Source organism: Leisingera thetidis, from assembly GCF_025857195.1.
Classification (GTDB): Bacteria; Pseudomonadota; Alphaproteobacteria; order Rhodobacterales; family Rhodobacteraceae; genus Leisingera; species Leisingera thetidis.
This window is the reverse complement of the sequence record NZ_CP109787.1, coordinates 3,314,978-3,339,447: the sequence shown is the minus strand read 5'-3', so window position 1 is coordinate 3,339,447 and position 24,470 is coordinate 3,314,978. Positions and strand designations below refer to the sequence as shown.

Here is a 24,470-nt window from a genome sequence, read left to right as displayed (position 1 = left end):
TTTCTGCTGATCTGCCGCCTTGGGACGCGACATCCCGCCCGCCTGCGCTACACTGTCTGGATAAAGGCAAGAAAACGGGCAGCACACCACATATAGAGGCAGGGAGCAGATAACATGCGCAGGCTGGTAGTTGGTATTCTGGCAATGGCCCTTATCGCGGGATGCGGCGGGCCGCGGGACAGGGCAGTGAACACCGCGGCGGTCACCCGCACCGAACCCGCCAATGCGCGGCTGGAGGGGCTGCGGACCTATCCCCGCTTCGGCGACCGCGACCCGCACGACTGGGACGGGCGCAAGCCCTGGTCCTATCCCGTCCACGGCATCGACGTGTCGCGCTATCAGGGCGATATCGATTGGCACAGGGTGCGCCGCTCCGGCGTGTCTTTTGCCTATGTCAAGGCCACCGAAGGTGGTGACCACACCGATACAAAATTCAGCGGCAACTGGCGCGGCGCCCACGCGGCGGGTCTCAAACGCGGCGCCTATCACTACTATTATTTCTGCCGCCCGGCCGCCGAGCAGGCGCGCTGGTTCATCCGCAATGTGCCGCGGGACGCCGATGCGCTGCCGCCGGTGCTGGACATGGAGTGGAACCACCGCTCCCGCACCTGCAGGACGCGGCCCGACGGCGCCACGGTGCGGGCCGAGGCGCGCAAGTTCCTGAATATTCTGGAACGCCACTACGGCAAGCGCCCGGTGGTCTATACGACGGTGGATTTCTACCGCGACACCGGCATCGGACAGCTCAGCGGCACCGAATTCTGGCTGCGCTCGGTGGCGGGCCATCCGCAGAAGGTCTACCCGGGCGAGAACTGGAGCTTCTGGCAGTATTCCGGCACCGGCCAGGTGCCGGGGGTCGCAGGTGACGTGGACCTCAATACCTTCCGCGGCAGCCCGGAAAGCTGGCTCAGGTGGTCCGGGCAGATCTGACGCCGGGCAAAGGGGGGCTTTGCCCCCTCGCGCCCCGGGCGCTCACCCCCAGGATATTTTCAGCCAGATGAAGAGCGGATCCCGTGTTCATCCGGCCATGAATATCCCGGAGCGCGAGGCAGAGCCTCGCAAACAGCAGGGACCCGGTTAAGCCCTCCAGTCGAAAAAGCCCTTGCCGGCCTTCTCCAGCAGCTTTGCCGCCATCTCCCGGCCCAGCTTGGCGCCATCCTCGACCGGGCAGGACTGATCATCGCTGATCGCTTCCGAGCCATCCGGGCGCAGCACCTCGCCGCGCAGGCGCAGGGTGGGGCCGTCGAGTTCCGCAAGACCGGCAATCGGCGTCTCGCAAGACCCGTCGAGCGCAGCCAGAAAGGCCCGTTCCGCCGCCAGCCGCTGGCCGGTCGCGCCGTCATGGATTGCCGCCAGCAACTCTGCCGCGCGGCTGTCATCCGCGCGGCGCTCGATGCCGATGGCGCCCTGGGCCACCGCGGGCAGCATGTCCTCGGTCTCAATCGGGGTGGCAGGCACATCCGCCATCGCCAGCCGGTTGAGGCCTGCCATCGCCAGGAAGGTGCAGTCCGCTACGCCGTCCGACAGCTTGCGCAGGCGGGTCTGCACATTGCCGCGGAATTCCACCACATTCAGATCCGGGCGGCGGTTCAAGAGCTGTGCGCGGCGGCGCAGCGACGAGGTGCCGACCACCGCGCCCTCGGCCAGGTCACGCAGCGATTTCAGCGCCGGGGAAATAAAGGCATCGCGCACATCCTCGCGCGGCAGATAGGTGTCCAGCAACAACCCCTCCGGCTGCGCGACCGGCATGTCCTTCATCGAATGCACCGCAATGTCGATGGCGCCCGACAGCAGGCCCTCTTCGATCTCCTTGGTGAACAGCCCCTTGCCGCCCAGTTCCTTCAGCGGCTTGTCCGCGGCGATCAGCGCCTGATTGTCGCCGGTGGTCTTGATCACCACAATCTCGAACGCCTCCTGCGGCAGGCCGAAAGCAGCAGCGAGGCGCGCGCGGGTCTCATAGGCCTGGGCCAGCGCCAGCGGCGATCCGCGGGTGCCGATTTTCAGGGGCGAGGCGGGGGTGGGCAGGGTCAGTGTCATGGGGAAAGCCTTAAATCAGTTTGCGCCCCGGTGGAAACCGGTTTTTGCCTTTCCCACAAGGCTGGCGAGGCGGCATTGACATAGAACAAGGCACAAAGAGGCCAGGCGCGGCACATCGCCCCTGCTCTTGACATTCCGCCCTGCAGGCGTGACCTCAGAGGGCGACCCAAAGCGAGGATGACCATGGCTGGACAAAAGAAGCTGCTGCGCGCACTGGCTGGCGAAAAACAGGATGTGCCGCCGATCTGGATGATGCGCCAGGCGGGCCGCTACCTGCCGGAATACCGCGCCACGCGGGCCAAGGCCGGGGATTTCCTGAGCTTGTGCTACAATTCCGACCTGGCCGCCGAAGTGACCCTGCAGCCGATCCGCCGCTATGGCTTTGATGCGGCGATCCTGTTTGCCGATATCCTGCTGATCCCGCAGGCGCTGGGTGCTGATTTGTGGTTCGTGACCGGCGAGGGCCCGCGGCTGTCGACCATCACCACGGACGCCGATTTTGCCAAGCTGGGTCCGGCAAGCGATATCCACCAGACGCTGAACCCGGTTTATGACACCATCCGCATCCTGTCGCGGGAATTGCCGGCTGAGACCGCGCTGATCGGTTTTGCCGGCGCGCCCTGGACGGTGGCGACCTATATGATTGCCGGCCGCGGCACCCCGGATCAGGGGCCGGCCCACGCCCTGCGCGCGGAAAACACCGCGCTGTTCGAGGCGCTGCTGGCGCGGATCACCGAAGCGACCATCGATTACCTCTCCAGGCAGATCGAAGCGGGTGCTGAAGTGGTCAAGATCTTTGACAGCTGGGCCGGCTCGCTGAAGGGCGAGGCGTTCCGCAAATACGCGCTGGACCCCTGCCGCCAGATCACCGCGGCGCTGAAGGAGCGCCATCCGGGCATTCCGGTTATCGGTTTCCCGCGGGAAGCCGGCGAGAACTACGTGGGCTTTGCCAAGGCCACCGGCGTGGACTGCGTGGCGCTGGACAATTCTGTGGACCCGGAATGGGCCGCGGCCCATGTGCAGGCGGACGGCTGCGTGCAGGGCAACCTCGCCTCCCGTCACATGGTGACAGGCGGGCAGGATCTGGTGGACGACACCCGGCGCATTGTCGAGGCCTTCAGGAACGGCCCGCACATCTTCAACCTGGGCCACGGCATCACCCCGGATGCCGACCCGGACAATGTGCAGCTGATGATCGACACGGTCAGGGGCGGCTGATCTGTAACACGCTGCCCGGCCTTGTGCCGGGCGGTGGTTTCGGGCATCAGCGCAGCAATACGCGCCGCGAATGAGGACATAACGGTGGATTACGGTAAATCTGGAGCACCCAAGATGGGCAAGAACAAACCACGTCACGCCGAACATAATGCCAAGGGCACCAAGAAGAACCCCTTTGGCAAGCAAGCGGACAAGAGCGATCTGCTCAAACGCATGAAGGCGGCAGCCGACAAGGCCAAGAAAGAAGACTGAGCCTAATCCCGGCCAAGGTCCGCCAGGATCTCTTCTGTATGCTGACCGCGTCCGGGGATGTCCGGCGGCGTCCAGTCCGGCTGTCCGGAAAACCGCGGGGCAGGGGCGGCCTGCAGAGCCCCCTGCGCCTCCACCCAGGTGCCGCGGGCGTTCATCGGATGCGCCAGGGCCTCCTCCGGGTTCAGAACAGGTGCCACGCAGGCATCCGACCCTTCGAACAGCGCCGCCCAGTGATCGCGCGGCCGGCTGGCGAAGATCCCGGCGAGGCGGCCGGTGAGGGCAGGCCAAAGCGCCTTGTCGAACTGCTGCTGGAACTCCGCATCCTCGGCCAGACCCAGGGTCTCCAGAAACAGCGCATAGAACTTCGGCTCCAGGCACTGCACTGAGACATGGCCGCCGTCCGCGCAGGCATAGGTGCGGCTCCAATGCGGCCCGTCGAGCAGGTTTGCTCCACGTGTGACGCCGAAATTCCCGGCCTGGCGGATGCTCATCAACAGGTTCATCATATGGGCCGAGCCGTCATAGATCGCGGCATCGACGACGCAGCCCTCGCCGGTGGTCTTGGCCTTGAGGATGCCCGCCAGCATTCCGGCCACCAGATACATCGCGCCGCCGCCGATATCGCCCACCAGCGTGGCGGGTGTCAGCGGCACGTCGCCGGGGTTTGAGGCGTACCACAGCGCGCCGGACAGGGAGATGTAGTTGAGGTCATGCCCTGCCGCATGAGCCAGCGGGCTGTCCTGTCCCCAGCCGGTCATCCGGCCATAGACCAGGCCTGGGTTCACCGCGCGGCAGGCTTCCGGGCCAAGCCCCAGCCGCTCCATCACGCCGGGGCGGAAGCCCTCGATCAGCCCGTCGGCAGTGGCGGCCAGCGCCAGGAAGGTCTCCGCATCCGCAGGGTCCTTCAGGTCCAGGGCAATCGACCGTTTGCCGCGGTCCAGCAGCGATTTTTCCGGCATCCCCGGTGCGCGCGCCGGTGTCCGGGGGGTGTACGGGCGGTGCACGCAGATAACCTCCGCCCCCAGGTCCGCCAGCGTCATCGCGGCAAATGGGCCGGGGCCCAGGCCTTCGACCTCGAGAATGCGGATTCCGTGCAGCATGTGATGTCCCCTTTGGTTGCCCTGCACTGGGCAGTCTGCGGCGGGTCAGCCGCCTTCGGCAAGCTGCTGGCGGAATTTCCGTGGCGGCAGTCCGGTGCCCCTGGCAAAGACCCGGCTGAAATGGGCCGGATCGTTAAACCCCAGCTCATAGGCGACCTGCGCCGCGGTCAGGCTGGTATAGATCAACAGCCGCCGCGCCTCGCGCAGGACGCGGGCGGTGATCAGCGCCGAAGCAGGCTGGCCGGTGGCCTGATGGGCGATGCGATTGAGATGCGTCGGGGACACTGCCAGTTCCTGCGCATACTCCGCCAGCGGGCGGCGCAGGCGGAAATCGCGCTCCACCAGCGCTTCAAAGCGGGTGAACAGCGGGCTGGACTGGGCTTGCGGGCCTTGTTCCCGGGCCTCGGCAATGGCGCGGGCGGCCAGCGCGGTGACCGACAGCGCCAGCCCGCGCAGCATCTGCGCACGGCCGAATTCTCTGCGGCCGTATTCGCGGAAAAGCTGCTCTGCCAGGTCTTGCAGCCCCGCGGGCAGCGCCAGCACGGCGGGCTGCTCCAGCGGTGCGCGCATCCCTTCGCCCGGGGCCAGGATCTGGTCCAGCAGATCGGAGGCCAGGGTGATCACCCAGCCGCCGGTGCCGCTGCCGAAGCGGAAGCCATGCACCACGCCGCGGGGCACATTGATCAGGCAGGGCGGGGTCAGCGCGTGGCTGTTTCCGTCAAGGTCTGCCTCCCCCTCGCCGCCGGTCAGCACCAGAAGCTGATGCAGCCGGGCATGGCGGTGCGGCCGCAATTCCCAGTCATGCAGCTCGGAACGGGCGCGGATTGTCTCGGCATGCAGCACATCGGCCAGTTCGGCGGTTTCGCCAAACAGGTTGTAGCTGTCGATGCGGGGCGGGGCCTTCATGTGCGGAATGTACAAGAACCGGCGCGTTGGGTCCATTCGCAAACAGGCGCGCACGGCGCATAATTCCCCTCGCACGGCTACATCGAACGATCATGGGGAACGCGCATGTCCACGCATCAGACGCAGGTTGTCATCATTGGCGGCGGGCCTTCGGGGCTGCTGCTGTCGCAGCTTCTGCACCGCAAGGGGATCAGCTCCATCGTGCTGGAAAAACACAGCCGCGCGCATGTGCTGGGCCGGATCCGGGCGGGCGTGCTGGAGCATGGTTTCGTCAATCTGATGCGCGAGGCGGGCTGCGGTGCCCGGATGGACCGCGAGGGGGAGATCCACGAGGGCTTCCACATCGCCCATCAGGGACAGCTCGACCGGATCGATCTGGCAAAGCACACCGGCGGCGACACGGTGATGGTCTATGGCCAGACCGAAGTCACCCGTGACCTTTATGAGGCGCGCGATGCCATCGGCGGGGTGGTCATCCACGAGGCTCGGAACGTGCAGCCGCATGCGCTGACCGAAGCACGCCCTTACGTGACCTGGGACCACGGCGGCGCGGCGCGGCGGGCCGAGTGCGATTTCATCGTCGGCGCCGATGGGTTCCACGGGGTCAGCCGCACGTCGATCCCGGCGGATGTGCTGAAGGAATACGAAAAGGTCTATCCCTTCGGCTGGCTTGGCGTTCTGTCGGAAACGCCGCCAGTGGCCGAGGAGCTGATCTATGCCCGCCATGAGCGCGGCTTTGCCCTGTGCTCGCTGCGCAGCCGGGTGCTGAGCCGCTATTACATCCAGGTGCCGCTGACCGACCGGGCGGAAGACTGGAGCGACGCGGCCTTCTGGGAAGAGCTGAAGCGGCGCCTGCCGGAGGACGTGGCCGCCGGTTTGCACACTGGCCCCTCGATCGAGAAATCCATCGCCCCCTTGCGCAGTTTCGTGGCCGAACCGATGCGCTATGGCAACCTGTTCCTGGCAGGCGACGCTGCCCATATCGTGCCGCCGACCGGCGCCAAGGGGCTGAACCTGGCGGCTTCGGATATCCATTACCTCTATCACGGATTTCTGGATCACTATCTGAAGGGCGACAGTGCCGGGCTGGATGCCTACTCGGAAAAGGCGCTGGCACGGGTCTGGAAGGCGGAGCGGTTCAGCTGGTGGATGACCAATCTGCTGCACCGCGCGCCGGAAGGCACGGCAACCGATCTGCGGCTGCAGCGGGCGGAGCTGGATTACCTGTTCTCCTCGGAAGCAGCACAGATCTCGCTGGCGGAGAATTATGTCGGGTTGCCCTATTGAAGGCGGGACCTCCCATGCGGATCGCCAAGCACAACGGCTGAGCAGGGAACGGCGGGCTCCCGCGCCTTTGCCATGCATCGGGGATGCAAGGCAAAGCCTTGGGCCGGGCGCCGCGCTGGCGCGCGGCGCCTGCCGGCGGCACGCCACCCCGGCAGCGTGCGCAGCGCGCTGCCGGGCCCAACGCTGCCCAAGGCCCGGCATCAGCCGGCCGCCAGGGCAGGGGCGGGAGTGCGCCAGGCAACCGTCAGCCTGGGGCCGGAGCGGCGCGGGTTTTCGGCCAGATCCAGCAGCGCTGCGCCGAAATCCGCAATGGAGATCTGCGAAACACCTGCCGCATCCGTCAGCAGCGTATCGGTGCCGAGTTGATATTGGCCGGTCAGCGGGCCCTCTGTCAGCAGCGCAGGCGGGCGCAGGCAGGTCCAGTCGACTCCGGTTTCCAGGTCCAGCATCGCGTCCTGCGCCGCGCAGGCTTCGGCAATCGGGCGGGCGCTTTCGGGCAGGAAGCCCGGCGCACTCAGCACTGTCTGGCCGCTGCCATCCGCCAGCTTCAGCAGTGCCGCGCCGCCGGTAATCAGGACCGGAACCTTGGCGCTGCGCGCCGCCTCTACCGCAATGCGGGTCAGCGGGATCAGGTCGGTTTCACGCCCGGCGGGCGGGCGCAGGGCGCTGATGACCAGATCGTGGCCTTGCGTTGCCCTGGCTGCGGCCTGCGAATCCGTCAGCAGATCCAGCGGCAGCGGGGTCACCGATGGGTTGCTTGCTGCAAGTGCCGAAGGATTGCGTGAAACCGCGGTGACGTGATGGCCGCGCCGTGCTGCCGCTTGAACCGCCGCGCTGCCGACATCGCCGGTGGCGCCGAAAACGATGATCTTCATAGTGTGCTCCATGTTTTTATATTGATATCGAGATAATAAACAAAAATCTCGATATCAAGATAAAATTACGCAGCTAGACGCCACGGCAGCCATTGCCGTGCGTCGGTCTGAGCGCTGCGGATCCGGGCGAGCCGTCCACTGCCGGCTTGGCAGGGGGCGGCGGCGGGGCTAGGTCTGAGAGGAACCGGAACAGAACGCCAGGGAGGCCTAGCCCATGCAGATGAGTGACCAGAAAGAGATCGCCGCCGATCCCGCAACCGTTTATGCGGCGCTGCTGAGCCCGGATGTGCTGCAGGCCTGCGTGCCCGGCGCCCAGGACGTGACCGGCACGCCGGAGCAGGGGTTCGAGGCCACCGTCACCCAGAAGGTCGGCCCGGTCAAAGCCACCTTCAAGGGGCAGGTCACCTTGTCGGATCTGGTGGAAAACGAGAAACTGACCATCAGCGGAGAAGGCAAGGGCGGTGCCGCGGGGTTCGCCAAGGGTGGCGCCATGGTGACGCTGGCGCCTTCCGGAACCGGCACGCTGCTGTCCTATGACGTCGAGGCCAAGGTCGGCGGCAAGCTGGCGCAGCTGGGCAGCCGCATCATCGATGGTTTTGCCAAGAAGATGGCGGATCAGTTCTTTGCCAACCTGCAGGCGCATCTGGCGCCGGACGCGGACGCTGGCGAAGACCCTGCCGGCGAAGCGGCGGAGACGGCCGCAGAGGAGGGCAAAAAGGGCTGGTTCAGCAAGGTGACCGGCCGCGGCTGAGCCGCATTGGCGCTGCGCCGGACCTGATGCAGGGCCTGCGGTTGCGGCCCCTGCGCAGGCGCACACGCGCGTCTGCGGGCCGGGGGCTGGCAGATGCGGCAAACCGCCGCTAGGGTGGCCGCGATTTGAAGCCATCCCGGAGGCACCATGGCGGCCATCCTGTCCATCCGCGACCTGCGCAAGGTTTATGACGGCGGTTTCGAGGCGCTGAAAGGCGTCTCGCTCGATATTGAAGAGGGCGAGATCCTGGCCCTGCTTGGTCCCAACGGGGCCGGCAAGACCACGCTGATCTCCACCGTCTGCGGCATCACCACTGCCACCTCGGGCAGCGTCAGCGTCGGCGGCTTCGACAATGTGACGGAATTCCGCGCCGCGCGCTCCCTGATCGGGCTGGTGCCGCAGGAGATCACGCTGGAGCCCTTTGCCAAGGTGCAGGACACCGTCAGCTTCTCGCGCGGGCTGTTCGGCAAATCCGCGGACCCGGCGCGGATCGAAGCGGTGCTGCGCAAGCTGTCGCTGTGGGACAAGCGCGACTCCAAGATCATGGAACTGTCGGGCGGCATGAAGCGCCGGGTGCTGATCGCCAAGGCGCTGGCGCATGAGCCGCGCATCCTGTTTCTGGACGAGCCGACCGCAGGCGTCGACGTGGAGCTGCGCAAGGACATGTGGCAGATCGTGGGGGAGCTGAAGGCAAGCGGCGTCACCATCATCCTGACCACCCATTACATCGAAGAGGCCGAGGCGATTGCCGACCGGGTCGGGGTGATCGCCGGCGGCGAGCTCTTGCTGGTCGAGGCAAAGGAGCAGCTGATGGCCCGGATGGGACAGAAGCAGCTGGAGGTGCAGCTGACCGCGCCGGTGCAGGAGATCCCCGCGGCGCTGGCGCGGCACAATCTGCAGCTGGTCAATGGCGGCGATGCGCTGCTTTACACCTATGACACCCGCGCCGAGCGCACCGGCATCACCACGCTGCTCAATGATGTGGCGCAGGCCGGGCTGGTGCTGGCCGACGTGCAGACGCGGGAATCCAGCCTGGAAGACATCTTTGTCGGCCTTGTTTCAAAGGAGGCGGACGGGACGGGCGCAGCCAAGGGGGACGCGGCATGAACTGGACAGCGGTTGCCACCATCTACAAGGCGGAAATGGCGCGGTTCTGGCGCACCTTCCTGCAAAGCTTCCTCTCTCCGGTGCTGTCGACCTCGCTGTATTTCGTGGTGTTCGGCAGCGCCATCGGCAGCCGGATCCAGGAGGTCGACGGAGTCGAATACGGCGCCTTCATCGTGCCGGGGCTGATCATGCTGTCGGTGATCACCCAGAGCATCTCCAATGCTTCTTTCGGGATCTACTTCCCCAAGTTCATCGGCAACATCTACGAGATCCTCTCGGCGCCGATCAATTTCCTGGAGGTGGTCGCCGGATTCGTCGGCGCGGCGGCGACGAAATCGCTGTTCATCGGCACGGTGATCCTGTGCACCGCGTCGCTGTTTGTCGATCTGAACATCCAGCATCCCTTAGCCATGGCAGCCTTTCTGGTGCTGACCTGCCTCAGCTTCTCGCTGATGGGGTTTATCATCGGCATCTGGGCGGGGAATTTCGAGCAGCTGCAGCTGGTGCCGCTGCTGGTGGTGACGCCGCTGGTGTTCCTGGGCGGCTCGTTCTACTCGATCTCGATGCTGCCGCCGGTGTGGCAGACCATTACCCTGTTCAACCCGGTGGTCTATCTGGTGTCGGGCTTCCGCTGGGCGTTCTTCGGCCAGGCGGATGTGCCGGTGCTGCTGAGCCTCTGCGCCATTGGCGGCTTTACCCTGGCCTGCGTGGGCGTGATCTGGTGGATCTTCAAAACCGGCTGGCGCATCCGGGCGTGATCCGGGGCCGGTGCCGCGAAACGGATCGCTCCCGCCCGCTCGGCAACATCCTGGCGGATGTCCCCTCCCGGTTGGGCCCGGCACGCTGCGCGTGCCGGGCCTTTGCGCACCTCCGCCGGCGTTGTTCATCCCGCCGGCCTCACGCGCCGCGCCGCGCCGCGCGTCAGCGCGGCGCCCGGCCCAACGGGAAGGCGGCATCCGCAGGATGCTGTCCTGACGGGCGGGAGCGTCCCCTCCCCCCTTGCCATTCCCGCGGCGCAAGGCAGCGTTGCAATTATGCCCGCGGCTGTGCGGTTTTTGCATTCCGCAAAAATTCCCCGGGCGGTGCACCTTGTTTCACCCCGGGCGGCCCTCTACATCGGCGCCATGAGATTTCACCTGCCTTTCCTGAAAAGACAGCCGCTGGTGGCAGTGGTGCGCCTCAATGGCGCCATCGGCATGCCGGGCCGCGGCTCGCTCAGCGATACCGCCTTGGCGCCTGTGCTGGAGCGCGCCTTCCGCAAGGGCAGGCCCGCTGCCGTGGCGCTGGAGATCAACTCGCCCGGCGGCTCGCCGGTGCAAAGCTCGCTGATCGGCGCCCGCATCCGCAGCCTGGCCGAAGAGCTGGGCATCCCGGTCTATGCCTTTGTCGAGGATGTCGCGGCTTCGGGCGGCTACTGGCTGGCGGCGGCCGCGGATGAGATCTGGGCCGATGCCAGTTCGGTGCTGGGTTCGGTCGGGGTGATCTCCGCAGGTTTCGGCGCCCATGTGCTGCTGGCCCGTCAGGGGGTGGAGCGCCGGGTCTATACTGCCGGCGAGAGCAAGTCGATGCTCGACCCGTTCCGCCCCGAAAATCCCGGGGACGTGCAGCGTCTCAAGGTGATCCTGAACGACATCCATGCCAATTTCATCGATCATGTCACCGAACGGCGCGGGTCCAAGCTGACGGGCGACGAGAATCTGTTCACCGGCGAGATCTGGCTGGCGCGCCGGGCCGAGGAACTGGGGCTGATCGACGGCATCGGCCACCTGAAGCCCAAGATGCAGGAGCGCTATGGCGAGAAGGTCCGCTTCCGCCGCTATGGCCTCAAGAAGCCGCTGCTGAGCCGGTTCGGTCTGCGCATCGCGCAGGACGCGCTGGCCGGGATCGAGGAGCGGGCCGAATACGCGCGTTTCGGGCTCTGACGTGCTGTTCAAGATCGTTGCAATTTTTCTGGCGGTCATGGCGGTGCTCGCCATGTTCGGGAAGCTTCGGTTTCCCGGCCGGAAACAACTGAATTCCAGACGCTGCCCGTCCTGCGGCCGCTTCCGGATCGGCAAGGGCCCTTGTGCCTGCAAGAAAGGGGATCGCGGCAAATGATGCCATGGCTGTATTCGGCACTGGGCCTGGTGATTCTGCTGCTGGCGGGCGATGCGCTGGTGCGCGGCGCGGTGAACCTCAGCCTGCGGCTGGGGGTGCCGGCGCTGATCGTCAGCCTGACCATCGTCGCCTTCGGCACCTCGGCGCCGGAGCTGCTGATTGCCATCAGCGCCGTGCATGAGGGCGCCGACGGCATCGCGATGGGCAATGTGGTCGGCTCCAACACCGCCAATATCCTGCTGGTGCTGGGCATCCCCGCCATGATGCGGGCGCTGCACACCAGCGAGTGCAGCACCCGCCGGAATTACATGTTCATGCTGGGCGCCTCGGTCCTGTTCATCGGGCTGGCCTTTTGCGGCACTTTCACCGTGTGGTCCGGCCTGATCCTGCTGGCGGCGCTCGCCGGGGTGCTGGTCGTGGCCTTCCGCGACGCCCGCGACCACCGCCGCAACGGCTGTGCCGCCGAGGCCGATCTGGAAGAGATCGAGGAAGCCGATCCGGACATGCCCTACTGGCGCGTCGGCACCTATCTGCTGCTGGGGCTGATCGGCCTGCCGCTGGGGGCTGACCTGCTGGTCGACAATGCCACCATCATTGCCCGCCTTTACGGGATCAGCGAAACCGTGATCGGCCTGACGCTGGTGGCGGTCGGCACATCGCTGCCGGAACTGGCCACCACGGTGATGGCCGCGCTGCGCCGCCAGGCGGATGTCGCGCTGGGCAATGTGATCGGCTCCAACATGTTCAACCTGCTGGCCATCATCGGCATTGCCACCTTTATCGGCCCGATCAGCGTGGCCCCGGAGTTCCTGCGCTTTGACCTTTGGGTGATGCTGGCGGCCTCGCTGCTGCTGATCCCCTTCGTCTTCTTCAAACAGGACATTACCCGTACCTGGGGCGTCATTCTCAGCGCGCTCTATCTGGCTTATATGTTCGTGCTGTTCTAACTCTGTGTCTGCAGCAGCAGCAGGGAGGCGCAGATGCGGGCATTGGTGACCGGAGCGGGCAGGCGGCTGGGCCGGGCGATGGCCCTGGAGCTTGCTGCGCGGGGCTATGATGTTGCCGTGCATTGCGCCTCCTCGGCAAAAGATGCGGAAGACACGGCCCGGGCGATCCGCGCTTGCGGGCGCCAGGCGGCGGTGCTGCAGGCGGATCTTTTGGATGAGAACCAGGCCCAGGCGCTGCTGCCCCGCGCGGCAGAGGCGCTGGGCGGGCCCGTCACCTGCCTGGTCAACAATGCCTCGGTCTTCGAGCATGACACCCTGGCCACAGCCACAAGGGCCAGCTGGGACCGGCACCTGAACAGCAATCTGCGGGCGCCCTTCGTGCTGCTGCAGGCGATGGCAGCGCAGGACGTGCCGTCGCAGCAGGATGGCGGCGGCGAGCCGCAGGCCTGGGGGCTGGCGGTCAACATGATCGACCAGCGGGTGCGCAAGCTGACGCCGGAGTTCATGAGCTACACGCTGGCGAAATCGGCACTGTGGACGCTGACCCGGACTGCGGCCCAGGCTCTGGCGCCGCATATCCGGGTCAACGGCATCGGCCCGGGGCCCACTTTGCCGGGCCCGCGGCAAAGCCCGGAGCAGTTTGCCCGCCAGCGCCAGGCGACAATTCTGCAGCGCGGCGCGGATGCGGAGGACATCACCGCGGCGCTGTCCTACCTGCTGCGCGCAAAGGCGGTCACCGGCCAGTTGATCTGTGTGGATGGCGGTCAGCACCTGGGCTGGCGGACCCCGGACAGCGAGGGGCTGGAGTGACGCAAACCGGGACTGAACCATCCCGGTCCCCGCAAGTTTTGCACCGGCTCACATGCCGTCACGGAAGCGTTACAAAAGTGTCTTTGTTTTCAGAACCTTGACAGGGGAGAAGAAAAATTTACATTAAAAACAGAGTGTTACCAAACAGCCTAATTTTTAGGCATTCGTCCGAAACCTCCTCAAAATAAGGGAAAAGGCGGGATAGCCCAAAGATATCTCCGTAGTTATCCACAGCTTCCGTGGATTTCCCCGCTCTTGATCCGGGCAGGCAAACATTGCAGCCGAAGGCGGGGAATCATATGTCTGGGCGCATGACTGACCAGCCAGCCGACCCCCCCTCGGATTCGCCCGCCCGCACCGGCTATGCCGTGATCCAGGACTACGTGAAGACACTGGACGCATCGCCCGGCGTCTACCGGATGCTGGATGCCGACAGCCGGGTGCTGTACGTGGGCAAGGCGCGCAATCTCAAGGCGCGGGTGTCGAACTATACCCGCCCCGGCAACAGCCCGCGGATCGAGCGGATGATCGCGCTCACCGCCTCGATGATGTTCCTGACCACGCGGACCGAGACCGAGGCGCTGCTGCTGGAGCAGAACCTGATCAAGCAGCTGAAGCCCAAGTACAACGTGCTGCTGCGCGATGACAAAAGCTTCCCGAATATCCTGGTCGCCAAGGATCACGGGTTTCCGCAGATCATGAAGCACCGCGGCGCCCGCAAGCAGAAGGGCAGCTATTTCGGCCCCTTCGCCAGCGCCGGCGCGGTGAACCGCACGCTGAACCAGCTGCAAAAGGCGTTCCTGTTGCGCAATTGCTCGGATTCGATGTTCGAGACCCGCACCCGGCCCTGTCTGCAGTATCAGATCAAGCGCTGCTCGGCGCCCTGCACCGGGCTGATCACGGAAAGCGAATATGCCGAAAGTGTGCGCGACGCTGAACGCTTCCTGTCCGGCCGCTCCACAAAGATCCAGGAGGAACTGGCAGAACAGATGATGGCGGCGTCCGAGGCAATGGAGTTTGAGCGCGCTGCCGCCCTGCGCGACCGGATCAAGGCGCTGACCCAGGTGCAGTCGAGCCAGGGCATCAACCCGCGCGGCGTGGCCGAAGCGGATGTGATCGGGCTGCATCAGGAGGGGGGGCAGGCCTGCGTGCAGGTCTTCTTCATCCGCGCCAACCAGAACTGGGGCAACCAGGATTTCTATCCGCGGGTGGATGCCGACAACAGCCCGGCCGAGGTCATGGAGGCGTTCCTCGGCCAGTTCTACGGCAACAAGGTGCCGCCGCGGCAGCTGATCCTGTCGGACGCCATCGAAAACACCGACCTGATGGAGCAAGCGCTGAGCGGCAAGGCGGAGCGCAAGGTCGAGCTGCTGGTGCCCCAGCGCGGCGAAAAGACGGAACTGGTGGCCTTTGCGGTGCGCAACGCCCGCGAAAGCCTGGCCCGCCGCATGGCCGAAAGCGCAACACAGGCCAAGCTCCTGCGCGGGATTGCCGAGGCGTTCGGGCTGGACGGGCCGCCGCAGCGGATCGAGGTCTACGACAACTCCCACATCCAGGGCACCAATGCCGTGGGCGGCATGATCGTGATGGGGCCCGAGGGCTTCATGAAAAGCGCCTACCGCAAGTTCAACATCAAGGGCGACGACCTGGTGCCCGGCGACGATTTCGGCATGATGAAGGAAGTGCTGAACCGCCGCTTCTCGCGCCTTCTGAAAGAGGACCCGGACCGGGACAAGGGGCTGTGGCCCGATCTCCTGCTGATCGACGGCGGTGCCGGCCAGGTTTCTGCGGTGGCAGAGATTATGGAACAGCACGGCGTGCAGGACATTCCAATGGTGGGGGTGGCCAAGGGCGTCGACCGCGACCACGGCAAGGAGGAATTCCACCGCACCGGTGAACGGGCCTTTGCCCTGCAGCGCAACGATCCGGTGCTCTATTTCATCCAGCGGATGCGGGACGAGGCGCACCGCTTCGCCATCGGCACCCACCGCGCCAAACGCGCCAAGGCGATGAGCGCAACACCGCTCGACGAAGTGCCCGGCGTCGGCGCCTCCCGCAAGCGGGCGCTGCTGGCCCATTTCGGCAGCTCCAAGGCGGTGAGCCGTGCCAATCTGGCCGACCTCAGGGCGGTGGAAGGCATCTCGGATGCGCTGGCGGAACGCATCTACGACCATTTCCACGGCAGCAGTTGAAATAACCCATTGAAAACCGGCACACTCTCCTGTTCTTCTGGCCGGAAATATCCCCGCCGGAGGCATCCGCCCCCGCGGGGCGGATTTTTGTCTGCCATCTGCTTCCCACGCGCCAGCCAGCCGGATAATGTGCCCGCATGAAATGGACCCTGCCAAATATTCTCACCCTGCTGCGGCTCGTTGCTGCGCCCGGCCTTGCGGTGATGTTCCTCTACTTCTCGCGGCCTTATGCGGACTGGTTCGCGCTGCTCCTGTTCATCACCGCCGCGGTGACTGACTGGTTCGACGGCTACCTGGCCCGGGCCTGGAAACAGGAGACCAGGATGGGCGCGATGCTGGATCCGATTGCCGACAAGGCGATGGTGGTGATCGCGCTGATGATCCTGGTGGGCTACTCGACCGAGCACTGGACCCCCTGGCTGGTGCTGCCCGCCACGGTGATCCTGTTCCGCGAGGTGTTTGTCTCCGGGCTGCGTGAATTCCTTGGCGACACGGCGGGCACGCTCAAGGTCACCAAGCTGGCGAAATGGAAGACCACCGCCCAGATGCTGGCCATCGCGACCCTGTTCTCGCAGGGCATCTTCGAGCATTATCTGTCCAAACGGCCCGAGGATTTCGCCGGACTGAACTGGGTCGACGCGGGCGTCGTCTGGTCCGGCCGCCTCGGCCTGTGGCTGCTGTGGGTGGCGGCGGCCCTGACGATCATCACCGGCGCCGATTACCTGCGCAAGGCGATGCCGCATCTGAAGGAGGCCCATTGATGGATATTCTCTATTTTGCCTGGGTGCGCGAGCGCATCGGCCTGCCGCGCGAGCAGGTGGAGACTTCTGCCGCCACGGTGGCGGATCTGGTCGAAGAGCTGCGCGCCCGCGAGGCGCGCTATGCCGCCGCCTTTGCCGATCTGTCCGCCCTGCGTGTGGCGCTTGATCAGGAGCTGTCGGAGTTCGACGCGCCGCTCGCTGGCGTGCGCGAGGTGGCGTTCTTCCCGCCGATGACTGGAGGTTGAGGCAGTGCGGATCAGCGTCCAGGAAGCCCCGTTCGAGCTTGGCGCCGAAAGCGATGCCTTTGCCGCGGGCGTGGCCGGCGCGGGCGCGGTTGTGACCTTTACCGGCGTGGTGCGCGATGCCGATCAGGGCGGTCTGGAGGCAATGGAAATCGAGCATTACCCCGGCATGACCGAAAAGGCGCTGGCCGCCATTGCCAAGGACGCCGTGAAACGCTGGTCGCTGGCCGATGCGCTGGTGATCCACCGGCATGGCCGCCTGGCTCCGGGCGAGCGGATCATGATGGTCGCCACCGCCGCCCGCCACCGCAAGGATGCATTCGAGGCGGCGGAATACCTGATGGACTATCTGAAATCCCGCGCGCCGTTCTGGAAGAAGGAAATCCTGACCGGCGGCGGCTCGGACTGGGTGGCTGCCAAGGACACGGACGAAGACGCCCTCAAGCGCTGGTGATCTGTGGCGCCGGGGCAGGGCTCCCGCCAGGTGTTCAATCATCAAAGATGATTTCCGCCTGTTGGGCCGGGCGCCTCGCAAGGCTCGGCGCGGCTCTGCCTGCGGGCGGCAGGTCAGGGAGGCCGAAGGCCCCGCGCCAGCAGCTTGCCCCGGACGTGCGGTGCATTCCGAAAGATCACTAATGGCCCCGGCGGGCAGGCCCGCCCGTCAGGGCCATCTCAGTAGAAATCATGCGCCGTGCGCCAGCACGGCGCTACGCCCAAGGCTGGCCGGGTAGTGCTGGCGCAGCCGGCGCTATCTGCAGGCTCGGGAGTGCCCCGCTGTCCGAAGCTCAATGCGGGATCTGGCTGCGCAGCTCCTCGGCCTCGCGGCGGGCCTCGCGCAGACCTTCCATCGCGGCGCGCAGTTCTGCTTCGGTCTGGGTGAGCTGGTTGGTCAGCTCCGCCTCGCGCTGCTGCAGATAGGTGATCGCCTGGTCACGGGTTTCTTCGGCCTCGTGCAGCTCCTGGCTCATCCGGTCGAGATCGGCTACATCGCTCTGCCGCACACGGGTGAAGCGATGAACCAGCCAGTTGGCGAACCAGCCCAGGGCAAAGGCCGCAAACAGGATGATCGCGGTGGTGATGATGAACTCGGTTCTGTTCATTGCTCGGTGGTCTCCTGTGCGTCTTCTGCGCTTTCGGCGGCCTCTTCGCCAGTGGCCTCATCGGGGCTGTCTTCACCAGCGCCCGCCGCCGCTGCCGGGCGGATCAGCTTGAATTCGATGCGGCGGTTGGCCTCGCGGCCCTCTTCGGTGCCGTTGTCGGCAATCGGATCGCTTTCGCCATAGCCCCTGGCGGCAAAGGTCGAGGTCACCACGCGCCGCGCGCGCAGCTCGTTCAGCACCGACTGGGCCCGCCCCTGGCTCAGATTCTGGTTCATCGCCTCGCGGCCCTGGCTGTCGGTGTGGCCCTGGATCTCCAACCGCACCGGGCCGCAGCGGGCCAGGATTGCAGCAATCCGGTCCATTGTTCCGGCGCTCTCGGAGGCGATGGTGGCCGAGCCGGGTTCAAACGCGATCTTGGCCTCGCTCTGGGCGCTGGCCAGCTGCGCCTCGCACAGCTCCGGCGGCAGCGGTTTGTCCTTGGGCTCGGGCGGCTTTTCATATGAAATGTCGAGACCGTAGGTCTCGGCCTCACCCAGCTTGGCAGAGAGGTAGCGGGCAATCTCGGCCGGGGCGTTCTTGCGGTAGCTCATGCCGCGCAGCTCCAGGTTCTCCGGCGTCACGGTGACCGCGCCGCGCTGCAGGTAGGAGAGCGCCTCGAGCCCGGCCAGCACCCGCACCGGCCAGTCGGCGGGCAGGCCGGAAGCCACCCGGGCGGCGGAGTGCACATTGCCCGAGCCGAACCGCGCCTTGGCATAGCTGTCTGCCACCGCGCGCAGGGCCGCATCGGACAGCCGGCCGCGCAGCTGCACCTGGCCTTCAGGGCTGAGCGTGGCGGTGAATTCCGGGATGCCGCCGGCATCCTGCGCCTCCGGCACCGGCAGCACCGCATGCAGGGCAAAGACCCGGGGCAGGGCGCTTTCCAGCTCGCCGACGACATGGTCGAACCGCCCGTTCTCCGTGCCTTCGGCCGCCACCAGGGTGATATCGGCATTGGCAATGGTGACGGAACCGCCGCCAAGCTCGGCGAGCCCCGCAATGCTCAGCTCTGCCGCGCGCGCCCAGTTGGGCGAGGGCACGCCCATGCCGATCACGCAATCCGCCTCGCCCTGCAGCCCGGCCTTGCGGGCAGCCGCCAGGATGCGGACGCGGCTTTCCTCGCTTTCGGCAGAACAGGCGTCGAACTCGGCGCCGTCCTTATCCAGCAGAAAACGCAGGGTGAACGGGGTGATCACCGGCCGCGGCGCGGCGATGTCCAGCGCCAGCCGCAGCCCCGGCGGCGCCAGGCGGCCGAGCTGCTCTTCCAGCCGCGCCTTGGCGTCCTCGCTGCCGGAAATGGCAGTCACCGAAACCTGTCCGGCGGCAACCGAGATCTTGGCGCGGGGCATCAGCTTCAGCGCCTCCACCGCAAAGCCCATGGCGTCCTGCCAGCCCTCGGGCATGGTGTATTTGGCGGTTTCCAGCAGGTCGGCGACATTCTCGGCGCCAGCCAGCTCGTTCAGCTCCTTGACCAGCGCCTTGCGGCCCGATCCGGCGGGGATCAGCCCGATGATCGAGATGCCGCCGTCATTGCGCAGGATTTCCGCCGAGAACCGCGGCGGCGCCAGGCCGCCGGCGGGCGGCACCTCCATTCCGTCAACGATCCGTGCCGCATCGACAACGGTCCCGGCGAGAGACTTCACGGAAAACCGCGTCGCCTCATCCGGAGCGGTGCCTTCCAGCAGCACCTGCAGCCCGTCTGCCGTGACCTCGGCCCAAGCAAAGCCGCCGTCATCCAGCGCCCGCCGCACGCCGCGTTCGGTGCTCCGTTCCACGGCAGTGACGGCAAATCCGGCGGCAACAAGGCTCAGCCCGGCAGCGGCGGCAAAGGCCAGGCCCGGGATCATCAGCTTAGACAGGCGCATATGGCGGCATCTTCCCAGTTTGCGTTAAGCGCTCATACCCTGCAGGCGGTCCCGGTTCAATCACACGAACATGGCCAGCACAAAGAAGATAAGCGGGATCAGGCCGGTATCCCGGTTGAGCCGGAACAGCTGCAGAAGCCTCCGGTTGTTGTCCGCGTCAAAGGCGCGCAGCTGCCAGGTCATGTGCCAGCCCATCGCCCAGGGGGCGGCCAGCGCCAGCACCAGAGCCATCACCGAGGCGCTGTCCTGAACCGCTGTGATCACCGCCAGCGCCATCAGCCCGACAAAGGCGGTGATGAAGCGGCGCAGCCACATCGGCGTCTGCGTGCCGAACAGCCGGGCGGTGGATTTCACCCCGATCAGGGCGTCGTCCTCGGTGTCCTGATGGGCATAGATGGTGTCATAAAACAGCGTCCAGGCGATGCCGGCCAGATACAGCAGCACCGGCGGCCAGCTTAACGAACCGGAATGCGCCACCCAGGCCAGCATGGCGCCCCAGTTGAAGGCGAGCCCCAGAAACGCCTGCGGCCACCAGGTGAACCGTTTGGCAAAGGGATAGACCGCCACCGGCAGCAGCGCCAGGATGCCCATGGCAATGGCCGCCTGGTTGAAGGTCAGAAGGATCATCAGGCCTGCCAGGCACTGCAGCCCCATCCAGACCAGCGCGCCCTTGACCGTGACCTGGCCCGAGGGGATGGGGCGTGAGCGTGTGCGCTCCACCTGTCCGTCGAAGTTGCGGTCGGTGATGTCGTTCCAGGTGCAGCCGGCGCCGCGCATCAGCCAGGCGCCTGCGGCACATCCGGCGGCGATCCACAGATCCTGCCAGCGCGGGCTTTGATCCGCCAGGATGGCCAGCGCCAGCCCCCACCAGCAGGGGATCAGCAGGAGCCAGGTGCCGATCGGCCGGTCGGCGCGGGACAGCCGCAGATAGGGGCGTGTCCATTCCGGGGCATGCCTGTCGACCCAGTTTCCCGTGACCGCATCCGCGACCTGACCCTCTGGCGCTGGCTTCTGGCCTTGCATATGTAGGACCCCATGAGTGCAAAAATCAGACTGTATGTAGAGCACCCCTTGGGGGCAGGGCAAACGGTTCCTTTGGACCGGGATCAGGCGCATTACCTGTTCGGGGTGATGCGGCTGTCCGTGGGCGCCCCCGTGGCGCTGTTCAACGGCAAGGACGGCGAGTGGCTGGCCGAAGTTGCAGACGCCGGCAAGCGCGGCGGCGTGCTGGCCTGTCAGGAGCAGAGCAAACCCTTGCAGCTGCCGCCTGACCTGTGGCTGATGTTCGCCCCGATCAAGAAGGCGCGTACCGATTTCATCGTTGAAAAGGCGGCTGAAATGGGCGCGGCCCGCATTCTGCCGGTGCAGACCGAATTCACCAATTCCGAACGCATCCGCCAGGACCGTCTGCAGGCCCACGCGGTGGAAGCGGCCGAGCAATGCGGCGGCACCTATGTGCCCGAGGTGGCGGAGCTGCAGAAGCTTTCCCGCCTGCTGGATCACTGGCCCGCTGAGCGCCAGCTGATGTTCTGCGACGAGGCGGAGGCGGGCAATGCCTTGCAGCTGGCCGCGCAGACGCTGACGGGCGCGCCCTGGGCCATTCTGATCGGCCCCGAGGGCGGCTTTTCCGAAGCGGAACGCAAGCGCCTGCACGCCCTGCCGCAGTCCCATGTGGTCAGCCTCGGCCCCCGCATCCTGCGCGCGGACACGGCGGCGGTGGCCGCCATGACCCTGTGGCAGCAGGCGCTCGGCGACTGGTAGCGGTCCGGAAAACCGCGCCCCGATCAGACTCTGGAAACCACTTCCTGTCAAATTGGCAGCAACCCGGAGTTGAATCAGCCCTGCTGCCATCGGATGCTTGGCCCGGGCTTCATCCGGAGGCCATTGCAGGAGCGGCAACCGATCATGGAGGGCAACTTGATTCGCAAAGCGTCACAGGGGGATTTGCAGGCCATCGAGAGGTTTCTGGCGCCGCGGGCGGCAACCTCCATGTTCCTGGCGGGCAATATCCGCGACCACGGGCTGAACGCCAGCGGCCACCCCAAGGCCACCACCGTCTGGCTCAGCCGCGATGACGGGCAGGTCACCGGCGTGTTCGGTCTGACCGAGGCAGGCTATTTCATATTCGATGCACCGGAGGTCCCGCCGGCCGAGGCTGCCGCACTGCGCCGGGCTTTGGCGGGGCGGCGGATCTCATCGCTGACCGGCGAGGCGCGGCAGGCGGAGGCCATGCTGGCCGCGCTGGAGCTGGACCGCAGCCAGATCGGGTTTTCCGATGAGGAGCCGCATTTCCGGCTGCAGCTGCGCGACCTGCAGATGCCTTCCGGCGGCAGCACCCTGCGCCCGATGCACCCTGAGGATGTGCCGCTGATCACCGAATGGCGTCATGCCTACGACAAGGAAATTTTCGGCTCGCAGAACCTGCCGGAGATCCGCCGGCGCTCCACCGCGCGGGCGGAGGCGCTGGTGGACAGCGGCCGCGGCCGGATCCTTGAACTGGGCGGACTGCCGGTGGCGATGACGGCTTTCAACGCGGTGCTGCCAAGGACCGTGCAGATCGGCGGCGTCTACACGCCGCCGGGCCAGCGCAGCCGCGGCTTTGCCCGCCGCGCGGTGGCGCTGCATCTGGCGGAAGCGCATGAAAACGGGGTGCAGGAGGCAATCCTGTTTGCCTCCGGAACCGCCGCCATCCGGGCCTACCGGAAACTGGGCTTCCAGCGCATCGGCGACTACCGGATTGTCGAGTTTTCGCAGCCTGTGGCGGTCGGCGGCCAATAGGACCGGTTGGCAATCGGTGCGCTGCCCATTGCATCCGCGGGCCGGGCCGCACAAATAAGGAGGGCACGGCAGGCCGCTGCGCCTGCCAGACGTTTTAAGAGGCGAAACACATGAGTTTCATCCGCCCGGAAGCCCGCGCCATCCTTTGGCAATGGCGCGAGGTCCTCGCTGCCGCGATGATGTTCCTGCTGGGTCTGAAGTGGGCCTTCTCCTCGGCCGGCTTCACGGCCATCACCGGCTGGGCTTTTGTGGCGACCGGCCTGGTGACTGCGGTCATCGGCGCCCAGCGGATGCGCTTCCGGCGCGGCACCGGCGGACCTGGCGTGGTGCAGGTGGACGAGGGGCAGATTGCCTATTTCGGCCCGCTCACCGGCGGCGCGGTGGCGGCTTCGGAACTGGAGCGGCTGGCGTTGGATCAATCCGCCAAACCGCCGCATTGGCTGCTGGAGCAGCCGGGCCAGCCGCCGCTGGCGATCCCTGTGAATGCCGAAGGCTACGAGGCGCTGTTCGACGTTTTTGCAGCGCTTCCGGGGCTCAAGACCGAACGGATGCTGACGGAACTGCGCCGCAAGGGCGGTCACCAGGTCGTGATCTGGGAACGCCGTTCCAGCCGGCCGGAACATCAGCGCCTGCATTGACACTGGCGGCGATTCCGCCCACCACTGACCGTTCAAGACAGACCTAACAGGACGGAGTGCCAGGCATGTCCATTCCCCAGTCCGGCGGCGGGCCGATCGAACGTCACGAGCAGCTTGCCGAATATCTGGCCGACGGCTGCAAACCCAAGCACGCCTGGCGCATCGGCACCGAGCACGAGAAGTTCGGCTATTGCAAGGACACGCTGAAGCCGCTGCCCTATGCCGGCGCGCGCTCCATCCAGGCGGTTCTGGAGGGCCTGCGCGACGGCCACGGCTGGGCGCCGCTGACCGAAGGCGGCAACCTCATCGGCCTGACCAAGGACGGCGCCAATATCTCATTGGAGCCGGGCGGGCAGCTGGAGCTGTCCGGCGCGCCGCTGGAAACCATTCACGAGACCTGCGACGAGGTGAACGCCCACCTGCGCGACGTCAAGGATATCGCCGACAGGATCGGCGTCGGCTTCATCGGCCTGGGCGCCGCCCCTGTTTGGCGCCATGAAGACATGCCGCTGATGCCCAAGGGCCGCTACAAGCTGATGGACGGCTACATGCAGGACGTCGGCACCATGGGCACCACCATGATGCGCCGCACCTGCACCGTGCAGGTCAATCTGGATTTCGAATCTGAGGCCGACATGGTGCAGAAGCTGCGGGTGGCCTTGGCGCTGCAGCCCGTCGCCACGGCGCTGTTTGCCAATTCGCCGTTCCTGGATGGCAAGCCGAACGGCCACAAATCCTGGCGCGCCCGGGTCTGGCGCTCGCTGGATGCCGACCGCACCGGCATGCTGCCGTTTGTGTTCGAGGAGGGCTTCGGGTTCGAGGCCTGGGTGCAGTATGCGCTCGATGTGCCGATGTATTTTGTCTACCGCAACGGCGAATACATCAACGCGCTGGGCATGTCCTTCCGCGATTTTCTGAAGGGCGAGCTGCCGGCGCTGCCGGGCGAGATCCCGACGCTGAGCGACTGGGCCGACCATCTGACCACGATTTTCCCCGAGGCCCGGGTCAAGAAATTTATCGAGATGCGCGGCGCTGACGGCGGCCCTTGGCGCCGCCTGTGCGCGCTGCCGGCCTTCTGGGTCGGCCTCACCTATGACCAGAGCGCGCTGGACGCGGCCTGGGATCTGGTCAAGGGCTGGGATGCCGAGACCCGCGAAGGCCTGCGCGTGGCGGCCTCCGAGCAGGGTCTGCAAGCCAAGGTGAACGGCATCGGCATGCATGAGCTGGCGCGTGAAGTGGTGGCGATTTCGGAGAGCGGCCTCAAGGCCCGGCACAAGCCCGGCGCGGGCGGCCTGGTGCCGGATGAGACCCATTTCCTCAACGCGCTGAAGGACAGTCTTGAGAGCGGCAAGGTCCCGGCGGATGAGCTGCTGGAGCGCTACAGCGGGGCCTGGGGCGAGGACCTCAGCCGCATCTACGGCGAGTTCGCCTACTGAAACAGCAAAGGCCGCGCTCCGGGCGCGGCCTTTTT

The 24,470-nt window shown here is 66.2% G+C and carries 26 protein-coding genes; 19 read left to right on the top strand and 7 right to left on the bottom strand.

Annotated features, from left to right (window positions below):
• The first annotated feature begins 114 nt into the window (after positions 1–114).
• The gene (locus OKQ63_RS16095; RefSeq protein WP_264211058.1) at positions 115–930 is read left to right on the top strand and encodes a glycoside hydrolase family 25 protein; all 816 of its coding nucleotides are present in this window, start codon (positions 115–117) and stop codon (positions 928–930) included.
• A 147-nt stretch (positions 931–1,077) separates the two neighbouring features.
• Here the strand turns inward: OKQ63_RS16095 and hemC are convergent, their stop codons facing one another.
• Positions 1,078–2,037: a hydroxymethylbilane synthase gene (hemC, locus tag OKQ63_RS16090; protein ID WP_264211057.1), complete on the bottom strand. Its 960-nt coding sequence runs from the start codon at positions 2,035–2,037 to the stop codon at positions 1,078–1,080.
• Positions 2,038–2,220: 183 nt separating this feature from the next.
• On the opposite strand from hemC, the gene hemE reads away from it, so the two are divergent.
• The gene (gene hemE / locus OKQ63_RS16085; RefSeq protein WP_264211056.1) at positions 2,221–3,255 is read left to right on the top strand and encodes a uroporphyrinogen decarboxylase; all 1,035 of its coding nucleotides are present in this window, start codon (positions 2,221–2,223) and stop codon (positions 3,253–3,255) included.
• Between the two features lie 114 nt (positions 3,256–3,369).
• The gene (locus OKQ63_RS16080; RefSeq protein WP_209320222.1) at positions 3,370–3,507 is read left to right on the top strand and encodes a hypothetical protein; all 138 of its coding nucleotides are present in this window, start codon (positions 3,370–3,372) and stop codon (positions 3,505–3,507) included.
• A gap of 2 nt (positions 3,508–3,509) precedes the next feature.
• Here OKQ63_RS16080 and OKQ63_RS16075 read toward each other — a convergent pair whose 3' ends face one another.
• Together OKQ63_RS16075 and OKQ63_RS16070 are read right to left on the bottom strand one after the other, a co-directional pair.
• Complete coding sequence (locus OKQ63_RS16075; protein ID WP_264211055.1) at positions 3,510–4,607, bottom strand: CaiB/BaiF CoA transferase family protein; 1,098 nt, start codon at positions 4,605–4,607, stop codon at positions 3,510–3,512.
• Between the two features lie 45 nt (positions 4,608–4,652).
• The gene (locus OKQ63_RS16070; protein ID WP_264211054.1) at positions 4,653–5,513 is read right to left on the bottom strand and encodes a helix-turn-helix domain-containing protein; all 861 of its coding nucleotides are present in this window, start codon (positions 5,511–5,513) and stop codon (positions 4,653–4,655) included.
• A 105-nt stretch (positions 5,514–5,618) separates the two neighbouring features.
• Between OKQ63_RS16070 and pobA the strand changes: the two genes are divergently transcribed.
• Positions 5,619–6,800 carry a 4-hydroxybenzoate 3-monooxygenase gene (gene pobA / locus OKQ63_RS16065; RefSeq protein WP_264211053.1) on the top strand — a complete coding sequence of 394 codons (1,182 nt, stop codon included), beginning with the start codon at positions 5,619–5,621 and terminating at the stop codon, positions 6,798–6,800.
• A 200-nt stretch (positions 6,801–7,000) separates the two neighbouring features.
• Here pobA and OKQ63_RS16060 read toward each other — a convergent pair whose 3' ends face one another.
• Positions 7,001–7,675 carry an NAD(P)-dependent oxidoreductase gene (locus OKQ63_RS16060; RefSeq protein ID WP_264211052.1) on the bottom strand — a complete coding sequence of 225 codons (675 nt, stop codon included), beginning with the start codon at positions 7,673–7,675 and terminating at the stop codon, positions 7,001–7,003.
• 214 nt (positions 7,676–7,889) lie between these two features.
• On the opposite strand from OKQ63_RS16060, the gene OKQ63_RS16055 reads away from it, so the two are divergent.
• From OKQ63_RS16055 to OKQ63_RS16005, 11 genes are all read left to right on the top strand, one after another.
• Positions 7,890–8,426 (top strand): SRPBCC family protein, encoded by a 537-nt coding sequence (locus OKQ63_RS16055; RefSeq protein WP_264211051.1) that lies wholly within the window; start codon positions 7,890–7,892, stop codon positions 8,424–8,426.
• A gap of 147 nt (positions 8,427–8,573) precedes the next feature.
• Complete coding sequence (locus OKQ63_RS16050) at positions 8,574–9,533, top strand: ABC transporter ATP-binding protein (protein ID WP_264211050.1); 960 nt, start codon at positions 8,574–8,576, stop codon at positions 9,531–9,533.
• Positions 9,530–10,291 (top strand): ABC transporter permease, encoded by a 762-nt coding sequence (locus tag OKQ63_RS16045; protein ID WP_264211049.1) that lies wholly within the window; start codon positions 9,530–9,532, stop codon positions 10,289–10,291. Before OKQ63_RS16050 ends, OKQ63_RS16045 begins: the two co-directional genes overlap by 4 nt.
• A gap of 366 nt (positions 10,292–10,657) precedes the next feature.
• A complete protein-coding gene (locus OKQ63_RS16040; protein WP_264211048.1) occupies positions 10,658–11,455 on the top strand; it encodes a S49 family peptidase in 798 nt (265 codons plus the stop codon).
• A gap of 1 nt (position 11,456) precedes the next feature.
• Positions 11,457–11,630 carry a hypothetical protein gene (locus tag OKQ63_RS16035; RefSeq protein WP_264211047.1) on the top strand — a complete coding sequence of 58 codons (174 nt, stop codon included), beginning with the start codon at positions 11,457–11,459 and terminating at the stop codon, positions 11,628–11,630.
• Complete coding sequence (locus OKQ63_RS16030) at positions 11,627–12,577, top strand: calcium/sodium antiporter (protein WP_264211046.1); 951 nt, start codon at positions 11,627–11,629, stop codon at positions 12,575–12,577. Before OKQ63_RS16035 ends, OKQ63_RS16030 begins: the two co-directional genes overlap by 4 nt.
• A 33-nt stretch (positions 12,578–12,610) precedes the next feature.
• Positions 12,611–13,387, top strand: coding sequence for an SDR family oxidoreductase (locus OKQ63_RS16025; RefSeq protein WP_264211045.1), 777 nt, complete (start codon positions 12,611–12,613; stop codon positions 13,385–13,387).
• 311 nt (positions 13,388–13,698) lie between these two features.
• Positions 13,699–15,579 carry an excinuclease ABC subunit UvrC gene (uvrC, locus tag OKQ63_RS16020; RefSeq protein ID WP_434086015.1) on the top strand — a complete coding sequence of 627 codons (1,881 nt, stop codon included), beginning with the start codon at positions 13,699–13,701 and terminating at the stop codon, positions 15,577–15,579.
• A gap of 137 nt (positions 15,580–15,716) precedes the next feature.
• A complete protein-coding gene (pgsA, locus tag OKQ63_RS16015) occupies positions 15,717–16,340 on the top strand; it encodes a CDP-diacylglycerol--glycerol-3-phosphate 3-phosphatidyltransferase (protein ID WP_264211043.1) in 624 nt (207 codons plus the stop codon).
• Entirely contained in the window at positions 16,340–16,585 is a 246-nt protein-coding gene (gene moaD / locus OKQ63_RS16010; RefSeq protein ID WP_264211042.1) for a molybdopterin converting factor subunit 1, read from the top strand. The genes pgsA and moaD overlap by 1 nt, the downstream gene beginning before the upstream one ends.
• Positions 16,586–16,589: 4 nt before the next feature.
• Entirely contained in the window at positions 16,590–17,036 is a 447-nt protein-coding gene (locus OKQ63_RS16005; protein ID WP_264211041.1) for a molybdenum cofactor biosynthesis protein MoaE, read from the top strand.
• A 331-nt stretch (positions 17,037–17,367) separates the two neighbouring features.
• Here OKQ63_RS16005 and OKQ63_RS16000 read toward each other — a convergent pair whose 3' ends face one another.
• From OKQ63_RS16000 to ubiA, 3 genes are read right to left on the bottom strand one after another with little or no spacing between them, the layout of a single operon-like run.
• The gene (locus OKQ63_RS16000) at positions 17,368–17,682 is read right to left on the bottom strand and encodes a hypothetical protein (RefSeq protein ID WP_264211040.1); all 315 of its coding nucleotides are present in this window, start codon (positions 17,680–17,682) and stop codon (positions 17,368–17,370) included.
• Positions 17,679–19,583 carry an OmpA family protein gene (locus OKQ63_RS15995; protein WP_264211039.1) on the bottom strand — a complete coding sequence of 635 codons (1,905 nt, stop codon included), beginning with the start codon at positions 19,581–19,583 and terminating at the stop codon, positions 17,679–17,681. The genes OKQ63_RS16000 and OKQ63_RS15995 overlap by 4 nt, the downstream gene beginning before the upstream one ends.
• A gap of 60 nt (positions 19,584–19,643) precedes the next feature.
• Positions 19,644–20,606, bottom strand: coding sequence for a 4-hydroxybenzoate octaprenyltransferase (ubiA, locus tag OKQ63_RS15990; RefSeq protein WP_264211038.1), 963 nt, complete (start codon positions 20,604–20,606; stop codon positions 19,644–19,646).
• A 12-nt stretch (positions 20,607–20,618) separates the two neighbouring features.
• Here ubiA and OKQ63_RS15985 point away from each other — a divergent pair, with 12 nt between their 5' ends.
• From OKQ63_RS15985 to OKQ63_RS15970, 4 genes are all read left to right on the top strand, one after another.
• Positions 20,619–21,344, top strand: a complete 726-nt coding sequence (locus OKQ63_RS15985; RefSeq protein ID WP_264211037.1) for a 16S rRNA (uracil(1498)-N(3))-methyltransferase — start codon at positions 20,619–20,621, stop codon at positions 21,342–21,344.
• Positions 21,345–21,500: 156 nt separating this feature from the next.
• Positions 21,501–22,361, top strand: a complete 861-nt coding sequence (locus tag OKQ63_RS15980) for a GNAT family N-acetyltransferase (RefSeq protein WP_264211036.1) — start codon at positions 21,501–21,503, stop codon at positions 22,359–22,361.
• A 110-nt stretch (positions 22,362–22,471) separates the two neighbouring features.
• Positions 22,472–22,999: a hypothetical protein gene (locus OKQ63_RS15975; RefSeq protein WP_264211035.1), complete on the top strand. Its 528-nt coding sequence runs from the start codon at positions 22,472–22,474 to the stop codon at positions 22,997–22,999.
• A gap of 65 nt (positions 23,000–23,064) precedes the next feature.
• Positions 23,065–24,435, top strand: coding sequence for a glutamate--cysteine ligase (locus tag OKQ63_RS15970; RefSeq protein WP_264211034.1), 1,371 nt, complete (start codon positions 23,065–23,067; stop codon positions 24,433–24,435).
• Positions 24,436–24,470 lie beyond the last annotated feature (35 nt).